General features: G+C 60.1%; 11 protein-coding genes. 6 read left to right on the top strand and 5 right to left on the bottom strand.

The features are described from left to right. Positions 1-83: 83 nt before the first annotated feature. The gene (locus AC193Q_RS14480) at positions 84-869 is read right to left on the bottom strand and encodes a siderophore-interacting protein (RefSeq protein WP_047296282.1); all 786 of its coding nucleotides are present in this window, start codon (positions 867-869) and stop codon (positions 84-86) included. Continuing rightward, a complete protein-coding gene (locus AC193Q_RS14475) occupies positions 866-1,447 on the bottom strand; it encodes a PadR family transcriptional regulator (protein WP_047296280.1) in 582 nt (193 codons plus the stop codon). The genes AC193Q_RS14480 and AC193Q_RS14475 overlap by 4 nt, the downstream gene beginning before the upstream one ends. A gap of 516 nt (positions 1,448-1,963) precedes the next feature. On the opposite strand from AC193Q_RS14475, the gene AC193Q_RS14470 reads away from it, so the two are divergent. The 5 genes from AC193Q_RS14470 to AC193Q_RS14450 all read left to right on the top strand — a co-directional run bounded on the left by AC193Q_RS14470 (position 1,964) and on the right by AC193Q_RS14450 (position 7,707). After that, complete coding sequence (locus AC193Q_RS14470) at positions 1,964-2,440, top strand: CS1 type fimbrial major subunit (protein ID WP_174376817.1); 477 nt, start codon at positions 1,964-1,966, stop codon at positions 2,438-2,440. A gap of 120 nt (positions 2,441-2,560) precedes the next feature. Further along, positions 2,561-5,083 carry a CS1-pili formation C-terminal domain-containing protein gene (locus AC193Q_RS14465; RefSeq protein WP_121187023.1) on the top strand — a complete coding sequence of 841 codons (2,523 nt, stop codon included), beginning with the start codon at positions 2,561-2,563 and terminating at the stop codon, positions 5,081-5,083. After that, the gene (locus AC193Q_RS14460; protein ID WP_095668390.1) at positions 5,084-6,349 is read left to right on the top strand and encodes a hypothetical protein; all 1,266 of its coding nucleotides are present in this window, start codon (positions 5,084-5,086) and stop codon (positions 6,347-6,349) included. Between the two features lie 59 nt (positions 6,350-6,408). After that, positions 6,409-7,152 carry a pilus assembly protein gene (locus AC193Q_RS14455; RefSeq protein ID WP_047296274.1) on the top strand — a complete coding sequence of 248 codons (744 nt, stop codon included), beginning with the start codon at positions 6,409-6,411 and terminating at the stop codon, positions 7,150-7,152. 60 nt (positions 7,153-7,212) lie between these two features. Then, complete coding sequence (locus tag AC193Q_RS14450) at positions 7,213-7,707, top strand: CS1 type fimbrial major subunit (protein WP_047296272.1); 495 nt, start codon at positions 7,213-7,215, stop codon at positions 7,705-7,707. 117 nt (positions 7,708-7,824) lie between these two features. On the opposite strand, the gene AC193Q_RS14445 is transcribed toward AC193Q_RS14450, so the two are convergent. The 3 genes from AC193Q_RS14445 to AC193Q_RS14435 all read right to left on the bottom strand — a co-directional run bounded on the left by AC193Q_RS14445 (position 7,825) and on the right by AC193Q_RS14435 (position 16,478). Next, positions 7,825-12,513, bottom strand: coding sequence for a dermonecrotic toxin domain-containing protein (locus AC193Q_RS14445; RefSeq protein ID WP_121187018.1), 4,689 nt, complete (start codon positions 12,511-12,513; stop codon positions 7,825-7,827). 156 nt (positions 12,514-12,669) lie between these two features. Continuing rightward, the gene (locus AC193Q_RS14440) at positions 12,670-15,783 is read right to left on the bottom strand and encodes a transglycosylase domain-containing protein (protein ID WP_121187016.1); all 3,114 of its coding nucleotides are present in this window, start codon (positions 15,781-15,783) and stop codon (positions 12,670-12,672) included. Positions 15,784-16,025: 242 nt separating this feature from the next. Beyond that, positions 16,026-16,478 carry an REP-associated tyrosine transposase gene (locus AC193Q_RS14435; RefSeq protein ID WP_121187014.1) on the bottom strand — a complete coding sequence of 151 codons (453 nt, stop codon included), beginning with the start codon at positions 16,476-16,478 and terminating at the stop codon, positions 16,026-16,028. A 548-nt stretch (positions 16,479-17,026) separates the two neighbouring features. Between AC193Q_RS14435 and AC193Q_RS14430 the strand changes: the two genes are divergently transcribed. Then, positions 17,027-18,445 carry an amino acid permease gene (locus tag AC193Q_RS14430; RefSeq protein ID WP_095668395.1) on the top strand — a complete coding sequence of 473 codons (1,419 nt, stop codon included), beginning with the start codon at positions 17,027-17,029 and terminating at the stop codon, positions 18,443-18,445. The last annotated feature ends 53 nt before the right edge of the window (positions 18,446-18,498 follow it).

Genomic DNA, 18,498 nt, shown 5'->3' with positions numbered 1-18,498 from the left:
GCCGCAGGCTGCGATCTTTTGACGTTGATTGTTCAAAAACAAGATCAAAAGATCGCAGCCTGCGGCAGCTCCTACAGGGCAAATCACTCTTCTGCGGAACCCTCGGCCCGCCAGTAGCCCACGGCTTTGACGAACTGTTCATTGAGCCCATGCTCATCCAGCAGCACCCGGCGGATCTGCCGCGAGACTTTGGTCTCGGTCGCCACCCACGCATACAGATTGCCCTTGGGCACCTGCAGCTGTCTGACGGTGGTCAGCAGGTTGTCCTTGCCACCTTCGCGCAGCACCCAGATCACGTTGACCTGCGCCGCGCTCTCCAGCACCTGTTGCTCGGCACCGTTCTCCACCTCGATCACCACCAGTGCCTTGCGATTGGCCGCCAGACTTTCGAGGCGTCGGGCGATGGCGGGCAGGGCGGTTTCGTCGCCGATCAGCAGGTAGCTGTCGAAGATGTCCGGCACGATCATCGAGCCGCGCGGGCCGCCGATGTGCAGGAATTGCCCTGGCCTGGCCTGTTCGGCCCAAGTCGAGGCAGGGCCGTCGCCGTGCAGGACGAAGTCGATGTCCAGCTCGAGTTTTTCCAGGTCATAGCGACGCGGGGTGTAGTCGCGCATCTCGGGCATCGGGCCATTGTCCTTGCCCGCGCCGAGCACCATGGTCTCCAGCGCTGCTGCCTGTTCGGCGTTCTGCGGGAACAGCAGTTTGACGTGATCGTCGGTGCCCAGGCTGATGAACCCGGCCAGCTCCGGGCCGCCGAGGGTGATGCGGCGCATGCGCGGGGTCAGGTCGACCACGCGCAGCACTTCGAGCTTGCGGCGTTTGATGTCGTGCATCACGCGGTGAATGGTTTGGGTATCGACTGCAGTCATTCGGCTTTCTCCGGGGCAGATTGAACGGCGGGGCCGTCGACGATGGCTTTGGCGGTGTCGTTGAGCAGGTCACGCACACGCAGGATTTCTTCGGCGCTCCAGCGGCCGTGGTGCATTTGCAGGGCATGGCGCAGGTTGTGCACGGCCTCGTGTATTTCCGGCGGCCGGTCGTGGCCGCGCAACGAACGTTTGCTGACGTCAATGCGCATGCGCACACCGTCCAGTGCGACGGCTTGCTCACTTAAAGACAGACGACCGGCGTCAGTGACGCTGTAGCGCTTTTTGCCGGCTTCGGCGTCGCCACTGATCAGGTCGCTTTCTTCGAGGAAAGTCAGGGTCGGGTAGATCACCCCGGGACTTGGGCTGTACGCGCCGTCGAACATGCCTTCGATCTGGCGGATCAGGTCGTAGCCGTGGCACGGCTGCTCGGCGATCAGCGCCAGCAGCAACAATTTCAGGTCGCCCGGGGCGAACACCCGTGGGCCGCGTCCGCCGCGTTCACGGCCGGGGCGTTTTTCGAAGCCGTCACGGCCGTCGCCGTGTTCGCGGTGGTGATGGGGGGCATGATGGTCTCTCATTTTCCTTCTCTCTCGTCGTGTTTAGATACAACTTAAGATATATCTTACCCGTCATGCAAGGGGGCCTGACCAACGGTGCTCACCTGATCGATCGAATCTGCGGCCCAAAAAAACCGGAAAATGATCAAGAAAACGCAGTATTAAATCCCCCGGCAAAGGCGCAGATTAGTGCTGAGTCTCTAATGTTCTGTTTCGCCCTTTATTTCCGGAAAAGTGTCGTACATGTCTGACGGAAGTTGCTGCAAAGTTGTGGCGCGTCCAGTCACTCGGGTGGCGCGCTGTAGCCGGTATCTTACAGTCGGACAAGAACTTTCCTGAGTTTTGTAGTTTTTTCTTTCTCATCTGATGGCGTCCAGGCTACAAGGTCGCAGGACGTTGCCTGCTTACTTTGAAGATAAATTGGTTGAACATGCTTCGGCGTTGAAAGTTAGTGGTGAACAGGAACTGCTCGTGACTGTTCTGTTTGCCTTGACTGGTTGACGACTCAACTAATTTATATAAGACAGGTACTCAATGATGTTCAAGAAACTCGCCTTTGCCGCCCCTCTGACTGTATTGGCCATGAGCGCCTCGATGGCGTTTGCCGCGACCGAAGCCAAGCACTCGATCAGCATCGTGGCGCACGTACCGGCCGATGACTTCTATGCGGTGCCGGTGGATGCCGATCTGGTCAACAAGGATCAGGACATGAGCTACAACCCGGCGACCGCTTCGATGCGCGAAGTCAATGGCCACTTCGATGTGCTGCATACCGCAGGCAAGGTCCATGCGCGTCTGGAAGGCGTGCCGAAGCTGATCGCCGGCAACCAGACCATCGATCTGAAGGTTGAACTCAACGGCAAGACGCTGACCACCACTTCGCAGGAAGTGGTGGGTGATACCGAGTCCAATACGCGTTATCGCGCACCGTTCAAGATCAGCGCCACCGGTGCCAAACCGGCCGCTGGCGATTACACCGGTGTGGTCATGCTGGTCGTCGAACCTTCGGTGTAAGTAATAACGGCAATACCTGACGTTACTTGTTCAAGTGGCGTAACCGGTCGGCGATTTGCAACTTGCAACTTGCAAGTTGCCCGGCCGGGCTTTTACTTCCGGTAATCAGAGTATTAATTCATGTATCCGATGACGCCCATCGCGACTGCGCTTGCGTTGCTTTTTAGCAGCAGCGTACTGGCGGCGCCGCCTCCAGTCGATAATACCCCGCGAAGTTTGCTGGCTCAGGCGAAAGGTCTGCCGGCGGACTTCGAAGAGCATTTCTTTGATGTGCCTTTGGCGGTTCGTGTCGAACTTGATCAACAACCGCTGGGCGAGGCAATGATTGTGTTGTCACGCGATGATCGCATTACCTTGCTTGAGTTCACTGACACCAGCGACAGCCGTTACAGCGCAATCGAACAGCAAACGTGGGCCAGCATTCTCAAACCCGGTGTGGCCCTCGGCAAATGCAGCGGACAGTGTCCCGAGCAATTGCTGGAGTTGCATTACAACCTGCAAAACTCGCTGCTGTCGATCGCCACTGCCAACGCCGAGCGCGATCTGCAGGTCCAGCGTTTTCATGATCAGCCGGAAGGTGGCAGCCACGGCTTGATGTTGCGCAATCAGCTGAACCTCAACGGCGGCCAGGATCAGGATCTGGGCGGACGTTTCGGTCTGGAAGCCAGTGCCAGTCTCGGCAACTGGAGCCAGTCCCTCAATATGCAGCTGGCGCGCCTTGGCGGGCCGGACACCAAGACCTATCACGCGGTGCACGAGCTCTACACCCAGCGCGAACTGCAGGGCAGTTTTTTCCGTCTGGGCTATTTCACCCCCAATTCCGAAGGCCTGACCCGCCAGCCCCGTTCGTTCGGCACCAGTCCGGACACGGCGGTCGGCGTGATGTATGGCAGCTCCGACAGTCTGGCGGTCGACAGCCCGCGGCCCAGCGTCTACCCGATTTTCGTCACGGCCAATCGCCAGGCGTCGGTGGAAATCTATCGCGATGGGCTGTTGATCAACACCCAGTCAGTCACTGCCGGTCTGCAGACCCTCGACACCCGACCGCTGCCCGGTGGCATTTATGAGGTGGAAGTGCGCCTGATCGAAGACGGCCAGACCACCTCGACGACTCAGGAGCTGGTCTATAAACCGCTCAACTGGCAAAACCTCGATGAGCGCTGGCGCTACAACGTGTTCGCCGGGCAGGAAAGCAAACTGCTGAGCAATTGGGAGCAACAGCAAAGCGGCGATCTCACCGTCGGTGCCGCGCTCAACTATTTGTTGCACCCGCGAGTGATCCTCGGCCTGTCGGCGCGCCAGGTAAGCGACACGTTGCAGTACGGCAGCTCGATCGACTGGAGCCTGGCGGACAGCATCAGCCTCTACGCCAACCTTTACCAGACCGAAGATCACGGCACCGGCGCCGATGTGCAGGGCTTGTACAACTACGGCGCCGGCAGCCTGGTGGTCAGCCACAACCGCAGCTGGCTCGACACCCGCAACACCTACGACACGCTGCCCGATGGCACCCGCGTACGCCAGCGCAACGTGTTCATCGGCGAAACCAGCAATTCGTCGCTGGCGCTCAACCACCGCATCAGTCGCAAGAACTCTCTGAGTGCGCGGGTCTCGCACAGCGAAGGCAACGTCGAAGGCGTGGGCATGGACCTGAGCTGGACACAACGCACCGAGCTGTTTGGCAGTGACGCCAACTGGCGCCTGTCGCTGTTCGATCGGCCGGGCAGTTACAGCAGTGGCGATGCACGCAATCGCGGGATCGACCTGAGTATCAACATGGCGCTGGGCGGGCCTGGCCAGCAACTGTCCGCCAGTATCGGCAGTCGTACCGCCCGTGATGGCAGCCGCGACAACAATGGCTCGTTCGGCTATCGCAAAGACCTGCAGGACCATGTCCTGCAAAGCGTGTCGGTCACTGCGCTGACCGACACATACGGGGTCGGCCTGGCGAGTCTGGCCAGCTTTCGTACCGATCAGGTCAATGGCGACGGCTTTCTTCAGCGCTCGTCCTATAACGGCAACTTCACTGGCGGCCTCAACCTCGACAGCACGGTGGTCATGGGAGGCCAGCAACTGGTCATGACCAGCCAGCATCCGGGACGTGGCGCCGGGATGATCGTCGATGTCGAGTCAGACATCGACGACATTGCCTTGCGTGCCGACGATCTCGGCGCAGGCAGCGCGGCGTTGCGGGCGGGGCGCAATTTCATCCCGCTGACCGCCTACAGGAACAGCTCGGTGAGCTTCGACTTCCAGGGCAACCACGCCCCCGCCGCGAACATCGAACCGGCGCGCACTCGCTACCACCTGAACAAGGGGGGCGTGGAGTACCGCAAGGTGCGCGTGATGAAAACCGTGACCGTGCTCGGACGTCTGCTCGATCCGCAAGGGCGGCCGCTCAAGGGCCACCACGTGATCAACCACGCCAGCCGTGGGGTGAGCGAGGTCGACGGGTTCTTCTCGATGGAGATGCATGTCGGCTCACCGACCCTGGAAGTGCGCTACGCCGATCAGTTGTTGTGCCAGTTCCGGCTCGATACCGACAAACACCGCAGTGAAAGCAACGTGCTGATGATCGGCGATCTGCGCTGCTCACCCGACACATTGGCCGACGTCTCGTTCACACGACAGGAGGCCAGTTGAATGGTCAGCTTCAAAAAATGCGCGTCGCGCTGGCTGCGCCGTGGGCAGTGGCTATGTCTGTTGGGGTTGTTGGCGGCACCGCCCGTTGAGGCGGCGTCGCTGCAAATCCGAGCGCTGTTCAAACCCGATCCCGCCAACCCGCAGAAAAACGAGTTCATCAATCAGACACCTTCCACCGGGTACTGCGAGTATTACCCGCAAATCTGCCGCGACAGCAATACCTTCAGCCTGCGGCTGATGACTCAGGTGCAGTCCAGTCAGCCCATTCAGGCCAATGCCAGCCAGCGCAACAGTGCGATGTTCAAAGTGCCGGGGGCATGGCGCACCTTGACCGTCAGCCATACCGAAACCGGTGAAACCCGCAATCTGGAAGTGCGTATCTCAGGGGTGGGGTCCAACTATGTGCTGAGTCATTCAGCGGCCAGTCTGACGGGCTCCTCGACCGCAAGTGAGGGTCACAACCGCCTGTGGCACGGCTACGGCTGGGTCAATCCGGCACCTCCCTGTGGCACCACCGGAGTGGGCTTTCTCGGGGCGTCAACCTACGCTTTTTTCTGGAAGGTTCCCGACGAACGTTCCTGCACCAAAATTGCTCAGTTCAACATCCCCGGAATGACTTACGGCTACCTCGATTTTGCCTACGAATTACGGACACCCGACCCGCTGAAAATGTCGTCCGGCAATTACACCGGTACGTTGAGATACAGCATGGGACCAAGAGGCGATTTCGATTTCGGTGACGTGATGATTCCTGACGACACCGAGCTGACGCTGGATTTCAACCTGGAAGTTCAGCACACCTTGAAAGTCGACATTCCGCCGGGCGGCGAAAAAATTCGCCTGGTGCCTGCCGGTGGCTGGCAAAGCTGGTTGCAGGCCGGACGCAAACCGGTGCGACTGTTTCGCGATCAGCCTTTTCATATTTCGGCCTCATCGCGTTTCAAGATGCACCTGGAATGCGACTCCCGCGGGCTGCTCGAATGTGTGATTCAAAACCCGGCTTCGGCAGACAACTACATCGAAGTACGGGTCAGCGTCACGTTGCCCAATGGGTTGACTGACCTTTCCGGCCAACCGGTCAACCGCCGTCGTCTGCGTGTCGGCCAAGCCAGCGCGCAACAGTTCCAGCCCGGTTTTTATGTGGATAGAGGAGCCGGCGTCCTGCACTTTGAAATCCCGGAATATGTTCTGCCGATCATATTGATACCCGGGGTGGGTGGCACCTACGTCGGCAATATCACGGTGATCTGGGATTCGGACATTTGATGGGCCGTAGATCGATGAGGCGTGCCAGCGCCATGTTCAACTTCACGAGGTTCAAAGGTATGAAAGGTCTATGGGTTTTACTGGGGTTGAGCCTGTGTTGCGCAGGTGTTCAGGCCGGGCCGCAAATCAATGTCGGAACGGTCTACGACTACCTCGACAGCGACAAGAGCACCTATCTCAAGCGGGTATTCAACAGCGGCGACGGCACCGCATTCGTCAAGGTCAACATTCTGGAGATCATTTACGACGCTGACGGCAGTCACCGCGAAGTCCCGGTCAGGCAGCAAGCCGATGGCAGCAGCCGTGATGGACTGATGGCCAGTCCGGCGCGGTTGATTGTTCCGGCCAACGGCATGCAGGCCACCCGTCTTGTGCTGATGGGCAAGCGCGATACCGAGCGCTATTTCCGGGTGCGCTTTGTGCCGGTGGTCCCGGAAAAGGAAGATCAGTTCGCCGTTTCCAGCGAAGAGCGCGAGGCTTACAAGGAAAACCTCTCGGCCGGCGTCAATGTCATGACCGGGTTTGGCACGGTGTTCTTTGTCCGGCCGAAAGACGCTCGGTTCGACACGGTCATCGATGACCGTGCCGGGGTTTATCGGCTGCGTAACAACGGCAATACGGTGGTGGTGATCGATGAGTTTCGCAACTGCTCGCAAAAGAACGAGACCGACTGCGAACCGACCACCAAGCACCACCTCCTGGCTGGCAAGTCGTTCGAATTCGAGAAGAAACCGGGCCGGGAATACCGTTTCAACCTGGTCGAAGGTGCAGCCAGGAAAGCGCTGCGTGTCGCCAGCCAGTAACCCGCGGCGGCAAAAGGGGGATTCGCCCTGCCGCTTTTTTCGATGCAACAGGTAGCAGACATGATCAAGCAATCGACCATTGCTTTGTGCAGCGTGATGGCGCTGGCAAGTGCGCAAGCGTTCGCGGCCAGGGAAGCGCGCACGTTCGAGGTGTCGGTGGATATACCGACTCTGGACTTCTATGTGCTTCCCGCCGAAGCCAACTGGATTCATCTGCAGCAGACGCTGCCGTGGAATATCCATACCTCGACCTTGCAGGGGCTGCGCAAGAATTTCGATGTCAAACACAGCACCAGCGCGATCGAAGCGCGGCTGGATGCCGAGCCTTATCTGTTCAACGGGCGGGACGCTATCTTTTTGCAGGTCAGTTTCAATGGGCAACCGTTGAGCCATGACCCGACCCCCCGGGAAGTGGTTTCGGCGGCTCAGGCCAGTAAAGGCGGGCGCTTTGCACTGGAGATCCAGCCGAAGGTACCCGCCGATGGCTATAAACCCGGGACGTACCATGGCACCGTACAACTGATCTTCAGTGCCACGCCTCCCTCGGGTGTCTAAGACCGCCATTGCGCTTTTTCCGGTGGCAGACTGGCTGACAGCCGTTCTGCCACCGGGGACTGCGCTGGCCCGGTGGGCCGGCGGCGCACGCCTGCGATAGGGCCTGCGCGTGTACCGTTACAGACCGGCGCGTCTCATGGCATCACGAGTCAAACGTCTGGCCAGAGCCTTTTCCTCGTCCACCAAATCGATCAGCACGCGGTTATAGGCCGCTTCGCTGATCGGTGTATCAGCGAACAGCACGGTGTCGGGGATCGGCAGACCGGCAGCGAGTTCGCGCAGTCGGTTGCGCCGCTCGGTGCGCTGTTGATCCGTGGTCGAATCCAGCCATTGCTGCTGCACTTCGCGCACGGTTTCCAGTTGTTCGAACAGCTTCAGGTAGCGATGCTTGTTCGATGCCAGGCGCGCGGGAAACTGCTCTTGCAGGTAGTTCTGCCAGAAGTCCTGTTCGAGCATCTTGTCCACCAGACCATCGCCTTCACCCAGTGCCAGCACCGTGTCATACGCTGTATCAATCATCGCGTCAGTCACGCCCGACACCGGTCGGAACAACATGGACTCGGTCTGCCAGGGCAGGCCCAGGCGTCTGGCCAGGCCGGTCTGGTAGGCCAGGTAGACTTCGACATCGTCCGGGGTGCCACCGCGGCTCTCGACATCTGCCCGGGCAATGTCGTTCACCTGTTCCAGGCGCGCCGCGCCCTGGGCCAGGCTGACCAGTCTGTTTTCCAGTTCCCGGGGGCCGATCGCGTAGGCGTAGGCCTCGGACGCCAGCACGTTGATGCCCATGTGGTTGAACAACTGAGCGCCGGCGTCCGCGCAGTCCACCGGAGCGACCACCATGGTGAAGAGTTTTTCCCGCAACCGAGTGTCGTGGTGCACGGCGTCGAGCATGCGCCACACTCGCTGCATCAGTTGCTGGCGCAGTTCACCGCCGGCGCGATAGTCGGCGAATTCGCGTACGCCGAGCAGCGTCGCCATGAACGGTTGCGCAGCCGGTTCTTCCACCAGCTCCGACCAAGGCGTTTCGCGGTTGATGCCCCAACCGGGCACGTCGCTCCAATAATCGGCGCCAAACGCGGAAATGATCGAGAAATTGCGTACCGGGTCGGCCGGCAGAAGCGTTTCCTCGGGCAGACCCACCGCGCGTCGATGGGCCTGGTAGATCACCTGATTGACCTCCGAGAGCCTGATCACGTCCAGGCGCGTACGGGCCACCAGCCACTGTGCCTCGGAGCCGCTGACCACCTCCGGAATTGTCGCCAGCGGATTGCCGCGCAGGTCGAGTAACAGGCCACGCGGACGAGGCCTGGCCAGAATGCCTTCAGGCCAGGCGGTCAGCCCGGTGTTCTTCAGGCCCACCACCTTGAGCCTGGGCATGCGTGACAGGTTAGGCGACAGCCCCAGCGGGTTGTCATCGAGTTTGAGCACCTCCAGATACGTCAGGGTACGTAAACGCTCGACGGCAGCGGCATCCAGCACAATCTTGTTATCGCTCAGGCGCAAACGTTCGAGCCGGCGCAAGGACGTGCCGATGCGCTCTGGCAAACGGGTCAGATCACAGCCTTTGGCGCTCAGTTCGATCAGGTGCGGGAAGTCCTTGAGCAAACCGCTGGAGTCAGTGGCAAATCGGGTGTTATCGAGTTTGAGTACGGTGACCTTGTCGAGAAATTTTTTCATCGCCGGACGTTTGGCCCACCAGGTTTCCAGATCCAGCGCAAGCATCTCGCGCGACAGGTCCAGCGCGTAGGAGGATGGATCGGTGCGTTGCCCCAAGTTTTCGGTCTTGCGTTCCAGACATTCGAGCAGACGGTTGTGGATATGTAATCCGCCGCCATCGCGAAACTGATGACTGCCCGGTCCCCAGGTGTCCGGTTGCTGATAGCGCCAGCGATTGATCGTTTCACGCAGTTCTTCCAGATCGTTCTCCATTGCCTCGATGGCTTTGAGCGGTTCGCCCTGTTCGGTCAAGGCCTGGGCAAAGGCATCGACCTCGCGCGCCGTGAAGTGCGGATACAGATCCTCGATACGTTCATGCAGGCTCTCGCCGTCTCGGCTCAAACCACCTCCGCGCACCAACAGTTGAGTGTCGAATTGAACAACGGGGCGGATCGGCGGTTCGGCCAGCACCGTGCGCCGTTCGCTCGGCGCGGTGGTTTTGGCAATGATCCATTGTTTGAGCTGCGCGGCGTCGCGGGTGCTGTAACCCAGTACGCTGCGGCCCTGATGTTCGCCCGCATGGAGAATCGCTTCATACAGACCGCAAGCCCGGTGCAGCAGTTGATTCGAGCCATCGCGCACCTGATAAAGGTTCTCGCCGGTGCGCACCAGCACCCGGTTCCGCTCGGCCGACTCGACGCCGGCACTGCTGCGCAGGGAGCCGTCGAATGTTCCGTCACGGATGTCGATCCGCAGCGCGCCAAAGGCATCGCTGTGATGACGCAACGCGCCCAAGGCCAGGCGTTCGCTCTCGACCGTGATCAGCGCTTCGCGCTGCAGCCCTTGCGCCGCTCGAACCGACTGCACCTCAAACTCCAGCTCGCGGGCCAGGGTTTTCAGACGCAGCGGCACCTGCCGTCGCAGAGTGATCCGCTGCATCTCCAGTGGACGGGCCAGGCCAATCACGCGTTCGGCCAGCACCGGCGTCAGTTGCGGGCAGTCGCGCAGTACCCGGGCGGCCGGGGCAGAAAGAGCTTGCGCCACGTCCTTTGGTGCCGGGTGGCTTGCCAGGCGCAGGAGGGTATCGGCGAGCAGAGGCGGGGGCGGGGTGTTTTCCACATGCATGCGCCGCAGGATGTTCTCGTCGGTGCCGGTCAACTGGCGAATCTGTTCCAGTTGCGCATCGCTGAATCCATCGGTGGCATGGCCGATTCGGCGCATCAACTGCGGGCCTTGCCACTGACGCGGGTTTTCCGACTCACCGACCCATGCGCCATGGCTGTTGTGCCTGAGTGTCGGCGCATAGGCGTCGGGGCGGCGTGGATGACGAATCCGGTGTTCACCGCTCAGCGGATCCCGGGTCACCTCGAACACCTGCTGATCCAGTTTCACCACGTGCTTGTTGCCCAGTACGCGCAAGCCTTGCGCATCAGGACGGATGGAGGCAGGCAGTATCTGGTCGGTGACGCGATACGGAGTGAGGTCAGGGTTCCAGAGGCGTGTCTGGCCGTCGCCCAGTTTTACCGGTTTCAGGTTTTCAAAAAACGGCGAGAGCTTGACCAGTGCCGCGTTGCCCAATTCGGCACCTGCAGCGAAAATCCCCAGTTGCACGATACTTTCCAGCACACCGATGGCTTGAGCGCCGGCTTGGGCCAAGTGACCTTCGGCCAGGTCGACGATTCCCTCAACAATCTGATCGGTGACCTGGTACGCGGTATAGGCCAGCATCAATACGCCCAGCTCGGGAGCGAAGGGCACGGCCACCAGCATCGCCAGATTGAGCATGTCCGTGAGGATTTTTTCCAGGTTGTCCCACCATGCCCAGCGGGCCATACGATCGGCGTATTCGGTGGCTATCGCAATCTCCCGGGCATCGTTGAGCATCTTGTTGAGTTTCTGCTGGTAGAGGTACTGCCACAGGTCACCGGTAAAGCGTGTTTCGCGATCCTGTTGAACCGGCGCCACGCGAAATTGCAGGTTGGGATGATCCACAGGCGTATCGCGCCAGTTGGGCAAATTCGACCCGGAGGGCGTCGGCTGCCATGTCACATGACTGAGGCGCTCGTTCAATCGGGCGAAGAAATAGCCTCGCTGACGCTGCGGGACAAACTGACTGAAAAACCGCTGGTAGGACGAGGACGCTGAGGTGTCCCGCAACTGGCGGGTCAGCTCGGCCATGAACGCCAGTGAATCGGGATATTGCTTGAGCGGGTGTTCCGGGTCGTTGGGCACATAGGCCAGAACCGGCACGGGCCGCGTGGCGGCAAGCGGGTCGGCGCAGATCAGGACAATGCCTGTCAGTGCTGTGTCCATCATCGTCAGCGTGTGATAGCGCACAGCCTTGCCGTGCCACAGTACCTGGGCACGGTCTTCGAGCATGCCTTGCACCACTTCAAATGCCAGACGGTCGATGTCGCCTTTAAGCAGGGCCATGCGCGCGGCGACCCGCAATGTCTGTTTCTGGCTGCGTGTCACCTTGATCTGCAGGTATTGACGGGCCACCGGGTTTTTCGAAAGCACGAACTCGTGCAAGTGGGTCTGGTAGCGCGCGCCGATATCCAGCTCGCGACACAATGCCTTGAACTGCTCGACGCTGATCCTGTGCGTGAGCGCCTTGACCGAAAACTGCCCGAGCGCATCGGGACGGGTGATAAAGCAGGAGTCGGCAGCGAACGTTTCGTCGCTGGAAAAGTTGTGCAATGCCGCGTCCAGCAGCGACACCGTGCGACTTTGCGTGCCGTTGGCAAAGTCATGCGCCCACCAGGAGGTCTTGGCCGGCATGTACAGCCGTACCCAGGTGTCTTCGACGTCGTCCTCGACACCGAAGCGCGTCTTCAGGGCCTGTTGCAGCAAAGGTCTGGCAAAGGTGCGCGGATCCTGCAGATTGCTCAGCGCGCGATCGATGCTGTTCTGCGCGATCCATGCCTGGCGTATTTCATCCTTGAGCTGTTGATGCTCGCTGGCCGCAGCGCTGCGATGCCATGCAGGCATGGTCAGGGTGACGTTTTTCAATGATTCGATCCGTGCTGCCGAAGCCTTGTACAGCCAGTCGGGAAGGGCGTCTTTAACCAGATCGTAATGGACACTTTTATGACCTTGGGCAGAAGGCGTCTGCTGCGATCGATACAGTGTCAGGGAAGGGTTGGGCATGGCCTGATCGTCCGTTGATCAAAATGGAGCGATCAGACTAAGAAATGACCCGGCGCGAAAAAAGCGCAAAAACAGGTGGAAAGCACGGCAGGTTTACGCCGCGACACAGCGGAAATTCAATGGCAAAAAATACTCCGATACCGCCCCGCAGCGAACCTAACGTGCTGCGGTCAGCGGGTCGGGCTGGCACAGGGTATGCGTACCCGGCTGCAGGTACGGTGAAAGGATCGGCGCCATGCCCTTGAGCACCTGCACCGGCAGCGCCGAGGTGAACTTGAAGTTCTCCGCCGAACGCCCGGGGACGAACGCGGTGAGTGTGCCGAAGTGGTTGTTGCCGATGTAGAACACGAAGGTCGCGGTGCGGTTGATCGACTTGGAACTGAGGATCCGCCCGCCGGAGCCGATGGCTTCGATGCGGTTGTCGCCGGTGCCGGTCTTGCCACCCATCACCAACGGTGTGCCGTCGGCGGTCTTGAAACTGCCGGACACCCGTTTCGCCGTGCCCGAGTCCACCACTTGCGAAAGGGCTTCGCGCATCGCCGTTGCGACCTCCGACGGCATCACCCGTTTACCGACATGCGGGTCGTTGGTCAGGCGCGTTTCATAAGGCGTGCCGGCGGCAAAATGCAGGCTGTCGATGCGCAGGGTCGGCATGCGCACGCCGTCGTTGAGGATGGTGCCGATCAGCTCGGCGAGTGCTGCCGGGCGATCGCCGGAGCTGCCAATGGCGGTGGCCAGCGACGGCACCAGATGGTCGAACGGATAGCCGACTTTCTGCCAGCGCTGGTGAATCTCGAGGAACGCCTCGATTTCGAGCATGGTACGGATGCGGCTGTCACGGGCGCCTTTGTGCTTGCTCTTGAACAGCCAGCTGTAGACCTCCTGGCGCTCGAACTGGCTGGCCTTGACGACCTGGCTGAAGGTGGCATCCGGGTTGTGCAGCAGGTAGCCCATCAACCACAGGTCCAGCGGGTGCACCTTGGCGATGAAGCCCTGATCCGGCAGATCGTAGGTGCCGGGGCCGTAGGCGTCGTACAGCCGGATCAGACGATCGTCGGTGAGTTTTTCGGTGAGCTTGGCGCCTTTGAGGTGCGCGCGCACGAAGCTGTTGAAGTCTTCCTGACTGGCATTGGGCAGCAAGTAACGATGCACGGCGGCCATGCGGATCGGCGTCGGACGCATGCTGTCGAGAAAGGTGTCGAGGCGCGCCTGGGTGTCCTTGTTCTTGTACTTCTTCCAGAACTTGAGCAGGAACGAGGTGCCTTCGCGGTCAGCGAAACTGGCCAGGTACTCCTGCCGTCGCGGGTCGCGGTCGTCCTTGAGCAATTCGGCGCTGCTGTTGGGGCCGGAGTAGGTGACGTAGCGCACCACATCGCGCATCAGGCGAATGAACGGCAGGTTGATCGATTCGCGCAGGGCGTCGCGCAAGGTCGGCATGCGGCCGTTGTCTTCCTTGCGAAAGTTATGGAACACATGCAGGCCGCCACCGGTGAAAAACGCCTCGCCGGGGCTGGCGGAATATTTGCGGTCGAGCGCGGCACCGAGCATTTTCGACAGGTCGTGATCCTTGTTCTGGATCAGGTAATCGATCACCCACTGGCTGAGACGATCCTGATCCGGCACTTCGACTTTCTTCAGTTCCGGCACGCTCATGGCGCCGTACTTGTCGTGCAGTTCGGAGATGATTTGCAGGTAGGTCGTCAGCACGCGCATTTTCGCCGTCGAGCCGAGCTCCAGCTTGCTGCCCTCGTTAATGTCGAACGGCTGATCGGTGCTGTCAGTCTGCACGCGTACCCGCGAGCCGTCCGGGGTCAGTTCGAACAGGGTGAAGCTGTAGCGCACCTGGGTGGTGCTGGTGGGGGTGAGCAGGCGTTCGCCAATCAGACCGATCTGCCCGGCGAACGCGGGATCGGCGAGTTTTTTCAGGTAGTCGGTGGCCTGGGTTTGCAGATCGCCCTGCAAGGTACTGGTGGCTGACAGGTCAAGCCGATCGAGGTCGTACAGCGGGCGATTGAGCATTGTCGCCAGACGGCTGCGGGCAACGCTGATGCCCTTGTTGGTTTCGATCGGCTGGAGGGTCGGCTGGGTCTGCCAGTCGCGGTAAGTGACCTTGCTCGCCAGCGCGGCATCGGCCAGTGCGCTGTCGATCACGCCGTTCTGCTTGAGCAGGCGCAAGTGGCTGTCGGTGAGGTCGGCGAGTTCTTCACGGCCCTTGGTCAGGTAGTGCGAAGGACGGCGCTGGGCGATCATCAGCGAGAGCATTTCGCGCAGGGCCAGGCCTTTGTCGGCCATGGTTTTCGGGTCGGTGGCCGAGCTGTTCAGCTGTGCATTGGCCTGGTTGAAATCGCTGCCGTACCAGACCCGCAAACCTTCGGCCATGCCATGGACCTCACCATGCCCCGGTACGGCAGAGAGCGGCACGCTGTTGAGGTAGTCGCGGATGATGTTCTGCCGCGCGCCGAGGGTTTGCGGCCCGGGCTGATAGGCGCGCACGCTGGCGGAAATCATCTGGCGGATCTTCTCCGCACCGGACACCGTCAGGCCATCGGGCGAGTGCCGGTACTTCTCCAGTTGCGTCGCCAAAGTGCTGCCGCCCGCCGATTGCCCCGGCAGGTGCAGCAACTTCGCCACCTGTGACCAGGCGGCCATGCCGAAGCGCGGCCAGTCCACCGCCGGGTTGGCCAGCGGTTGTTTGGGATCGAGCAGAAAGCGGTTTTCGATGAACAGCAAACTGCTGACCACCACCGGCGGAATGGCCGCAAAACTCGAATACAGCTGCTGCGGATACTTGTACTGATACAACGGCGCGGCGCGGCAATCGGTGATCGACAGCCCGGCCTGGATCTTTTCCGCATAGGGTACGAACAGGCCTTTGTCGGTGTAGCTCAGCAGCGCCGGAGAAAACCGCGTCTGCTCGGTGATCACGTAGTCGCGCTTGAGCAGGCGCGGCAAGAATTCATCGAGGGAGCTGTAGCCCAGACGCAGATCGAACGGCCCGTTGCCCGGATAGCGGATCGCTTCGCTGGGGCCGGGTTCCAGCTGATATTTGAGCGACGCCGCGTACTGGCTCAGCTCCCGGGACTGGAAACGCGAGGTGCGCATCTCCTTGCTCGCGGCCAGACCCACGACGATGGCAATAATCAGCAGCAATAACCAGAACGCCTTCCAGCCATGCCGGTTGCGGCGTTTTTTGGGGGGGACAGGCGCTTCATCCACACGTTCAGTCGGAACCACGGCTTTACTCGAATCGGTTTGCCACAAAGCGCCCATAGTCGATTGATCCATTCACGCAGATTGATCGGACTTGACTGAAGCTTAGACGGTGGTTGGTGATGGGGAAAAAAATGTGCGGGGAAGTCATCTGAACAAAACTGAAGTCGGTGGCTGTTTTGAGTGGAGGTTATCTGTGGTGAGGGGATAAATCCCCTCACCACAGATAACCTCCAAAACACAGATAAATCCCCTTACCTCGGATAAATCACCATGATTGGGCTTCGGTAACGGACCTAGAGCTAGCAGGCGTCCCAAAGCGGGTAATCGCCAATCCGCTCCACCAATCCTGCTCGTAGCGGATTGGCAATGATGTAACGGGCGAACGGTTTCAAGTCTTCGCCGTCACGAATTGCCCGGTCGTGGAAACCGGTTTGCCACAATCGGCCGCGACGACCGGTTTTTCTGTTAACGGTTTGGGTGCAACGCGCCTTAACCGCGCCAACAACAGCGCCCAGACTGCCGCTGCTCAACTGCATCAGCCAATGAAAGTGATCAGGCATGATCACCCACGCAATGGATTCTATTAAGCCTTGTTCATGGGCATGGCGAAACTCTGCAACCAATAAACGGCCTGTGCGCCAGTCGGAAAATACCGGCTGGCGGTCATACACAACTGAAGTGACGAAATAGGCTCGGCCTGTTTCGGAATGTCGGCCTAAACGAAGACGGTAGGTATTTGGTTTGACTGGCATGTTCGCTCCCTGCGTTCAGTAATCAAGGTCTGAAGGCTAGCGGCGGATTGCTCTTGGGAGATCTGTAAATGCCGTAGGAATTTTCGTTTTTCAGGTGGGGTTGGGAAAATTGAAGTCACCTGTGGCGAGGGGATTTATCCCCGATGGGTCGCGAAGCGGCCCTTACCTGGGGTGATCAGATTTTGAATAGCTTGGGCCTGCTGCGCAGGCCCTCGGGGATGAATCCCCTCACCACAAGGGCATGACGATGCACCAATGCTGTGCAATACTCGCTGGCCTTTTTAGTGGGGAAAAATCCTACGGAGTCCAGGTAATGCCTCTCCGTAAACCGGCGGAATGCCGAGATTTCCCGCTAAATGTTAGGGCTTATAGAGTGAAAAGCCCTGTCACAAGCTTTTTATACTGCACGCCCCCGCTGATCTTGCAGGTCGGGACCTGCGAGACGCGTTTGCCCACGAGGCCGGCGCGGTTTCGGGAAGTTCAGGCCTATCGGTCGACGCTTCGCCGCTCGGCGGTCATATCCAATAACAAGACGAGGTTGTATCCCTATGCCAGTCGGCAATCACCTGCCCCATGGCGAGACCGCTCACGGCGGCCCGCTCAAACGTGAACTCGGTGAACGGCATATCCGCCTGATGGCGCTCGGCGCCTGTATCGGTGTCGGCCTGTTCCTGGGTTCGGCCAAGGCCATTGAAATGGCCGGTCCGGCGATCATGCTCTCCTACATTCTCGGCGGCCTGGCGATCCTGGTGATCATGCGCGCCCTCGGCGAGATGGCCGTGCACAACCCGGTGGCCGGTTCGTTCAGCCGCTATGCCCAGGATTACCTCGGCCCGCTCGCGGGTTTTCTCACCGGCTGGAACTACTGGTTCCTGTGGCTGGTGACCTGCGTCGCGGAAATCACGGCGGTCGCCGTGTACATGGGCATCTGGTTCCCCGATGTGCCGCGCTGGATCTGGGCCCTGGCGGCGCTGGTCAGCATGGGTTCGATCAACCTGATCGCGGTAAAGGCCTTCGGTGAATTCGAGTTCTGGTTCGCCCTGATCAAGATCGTCACCATCATCGCCATGGTCATCGGCGGCGTCGGCATCATTGCCTTCGGGTTTGGCAACGACGGCGTGGCGCTGGGGATTTCCAACCTGTGGGCCCATGGCGGCTTCATGCCTAACGGCGTGACCGGGGTGCTGATGTCCCTGCAAATGGTCATGTTCGCCTACCTCGGTGTCGAGATGATCGGCCTGACCGCCGGTGAAGCGAAGAACCCGCAGAAGACCATTCCCGATGCGATCGGCTCGGTGTTCTGGCGCATTCTGCTGTTCTACGTGGGCGCGTTGTTCGTGATCCTGTCGATTTACCCGTGGAACGAAATTGGCACTCAAGGCAGCCCGTTCGTGATGACCTTCGAACGTCTGGGCATCAAGACCGCCGCCGGGATCATCAACTTCGTGGTGATCACGGCGGCACTGTCGTCGTGCAACGGCGGTATCTTCAGCACCGGGCGCATGCTCTACAGCCTGGCGCAGAACGGCCAGGCCCCGGCCGGATTCGCCAAGACCTCCAACGGCGTGCCACGCCGGGCGTTGCTGCTGTCGATTTTCGCCTTGTTGATCGGTGTGCTGCTCAACTACCTGGTGCCGGAGAAAGTCTTCGTCTGGGTGACGTCGATCGCCACCTTCGGCGCGATCTGGACCTGGGTCATGATCCTGCTGGCGCAACTGAAATTCCGCAAAGGTTTGAGCGCCAGCGAACGTGCCGGATTGAAATACAAGATGTGGCTGTACCCGGTCAGCTCTTATTTCGCGCTGGCGTTTCTGGTGCTGGTGGTCGGCCTGATGGCGTACTTCCCGGACACCCGCGTGGCACTGTACGTGGGGCCGGCGTTCCTGGTGCTGCTGACGGTGTTGTTCTACGTGTTCAAGTTGCAACCGAGCGGTGAAACGCAGGGCGCGGTGCGTTCGGCGACTTGATGTAGGCGATAGCAAAAGCAAAAGATCGCAACCTGCGGCAGCTCCTACAGGGT

The sequence above is a fragment of the Pseudomonas sp. F2 genome, from assembly GCF_057174385.1.
Note: the sequence above shows the minus strand (reverse complement) of the source record. Positions and strands in the feature narration are given on the sequence as shown.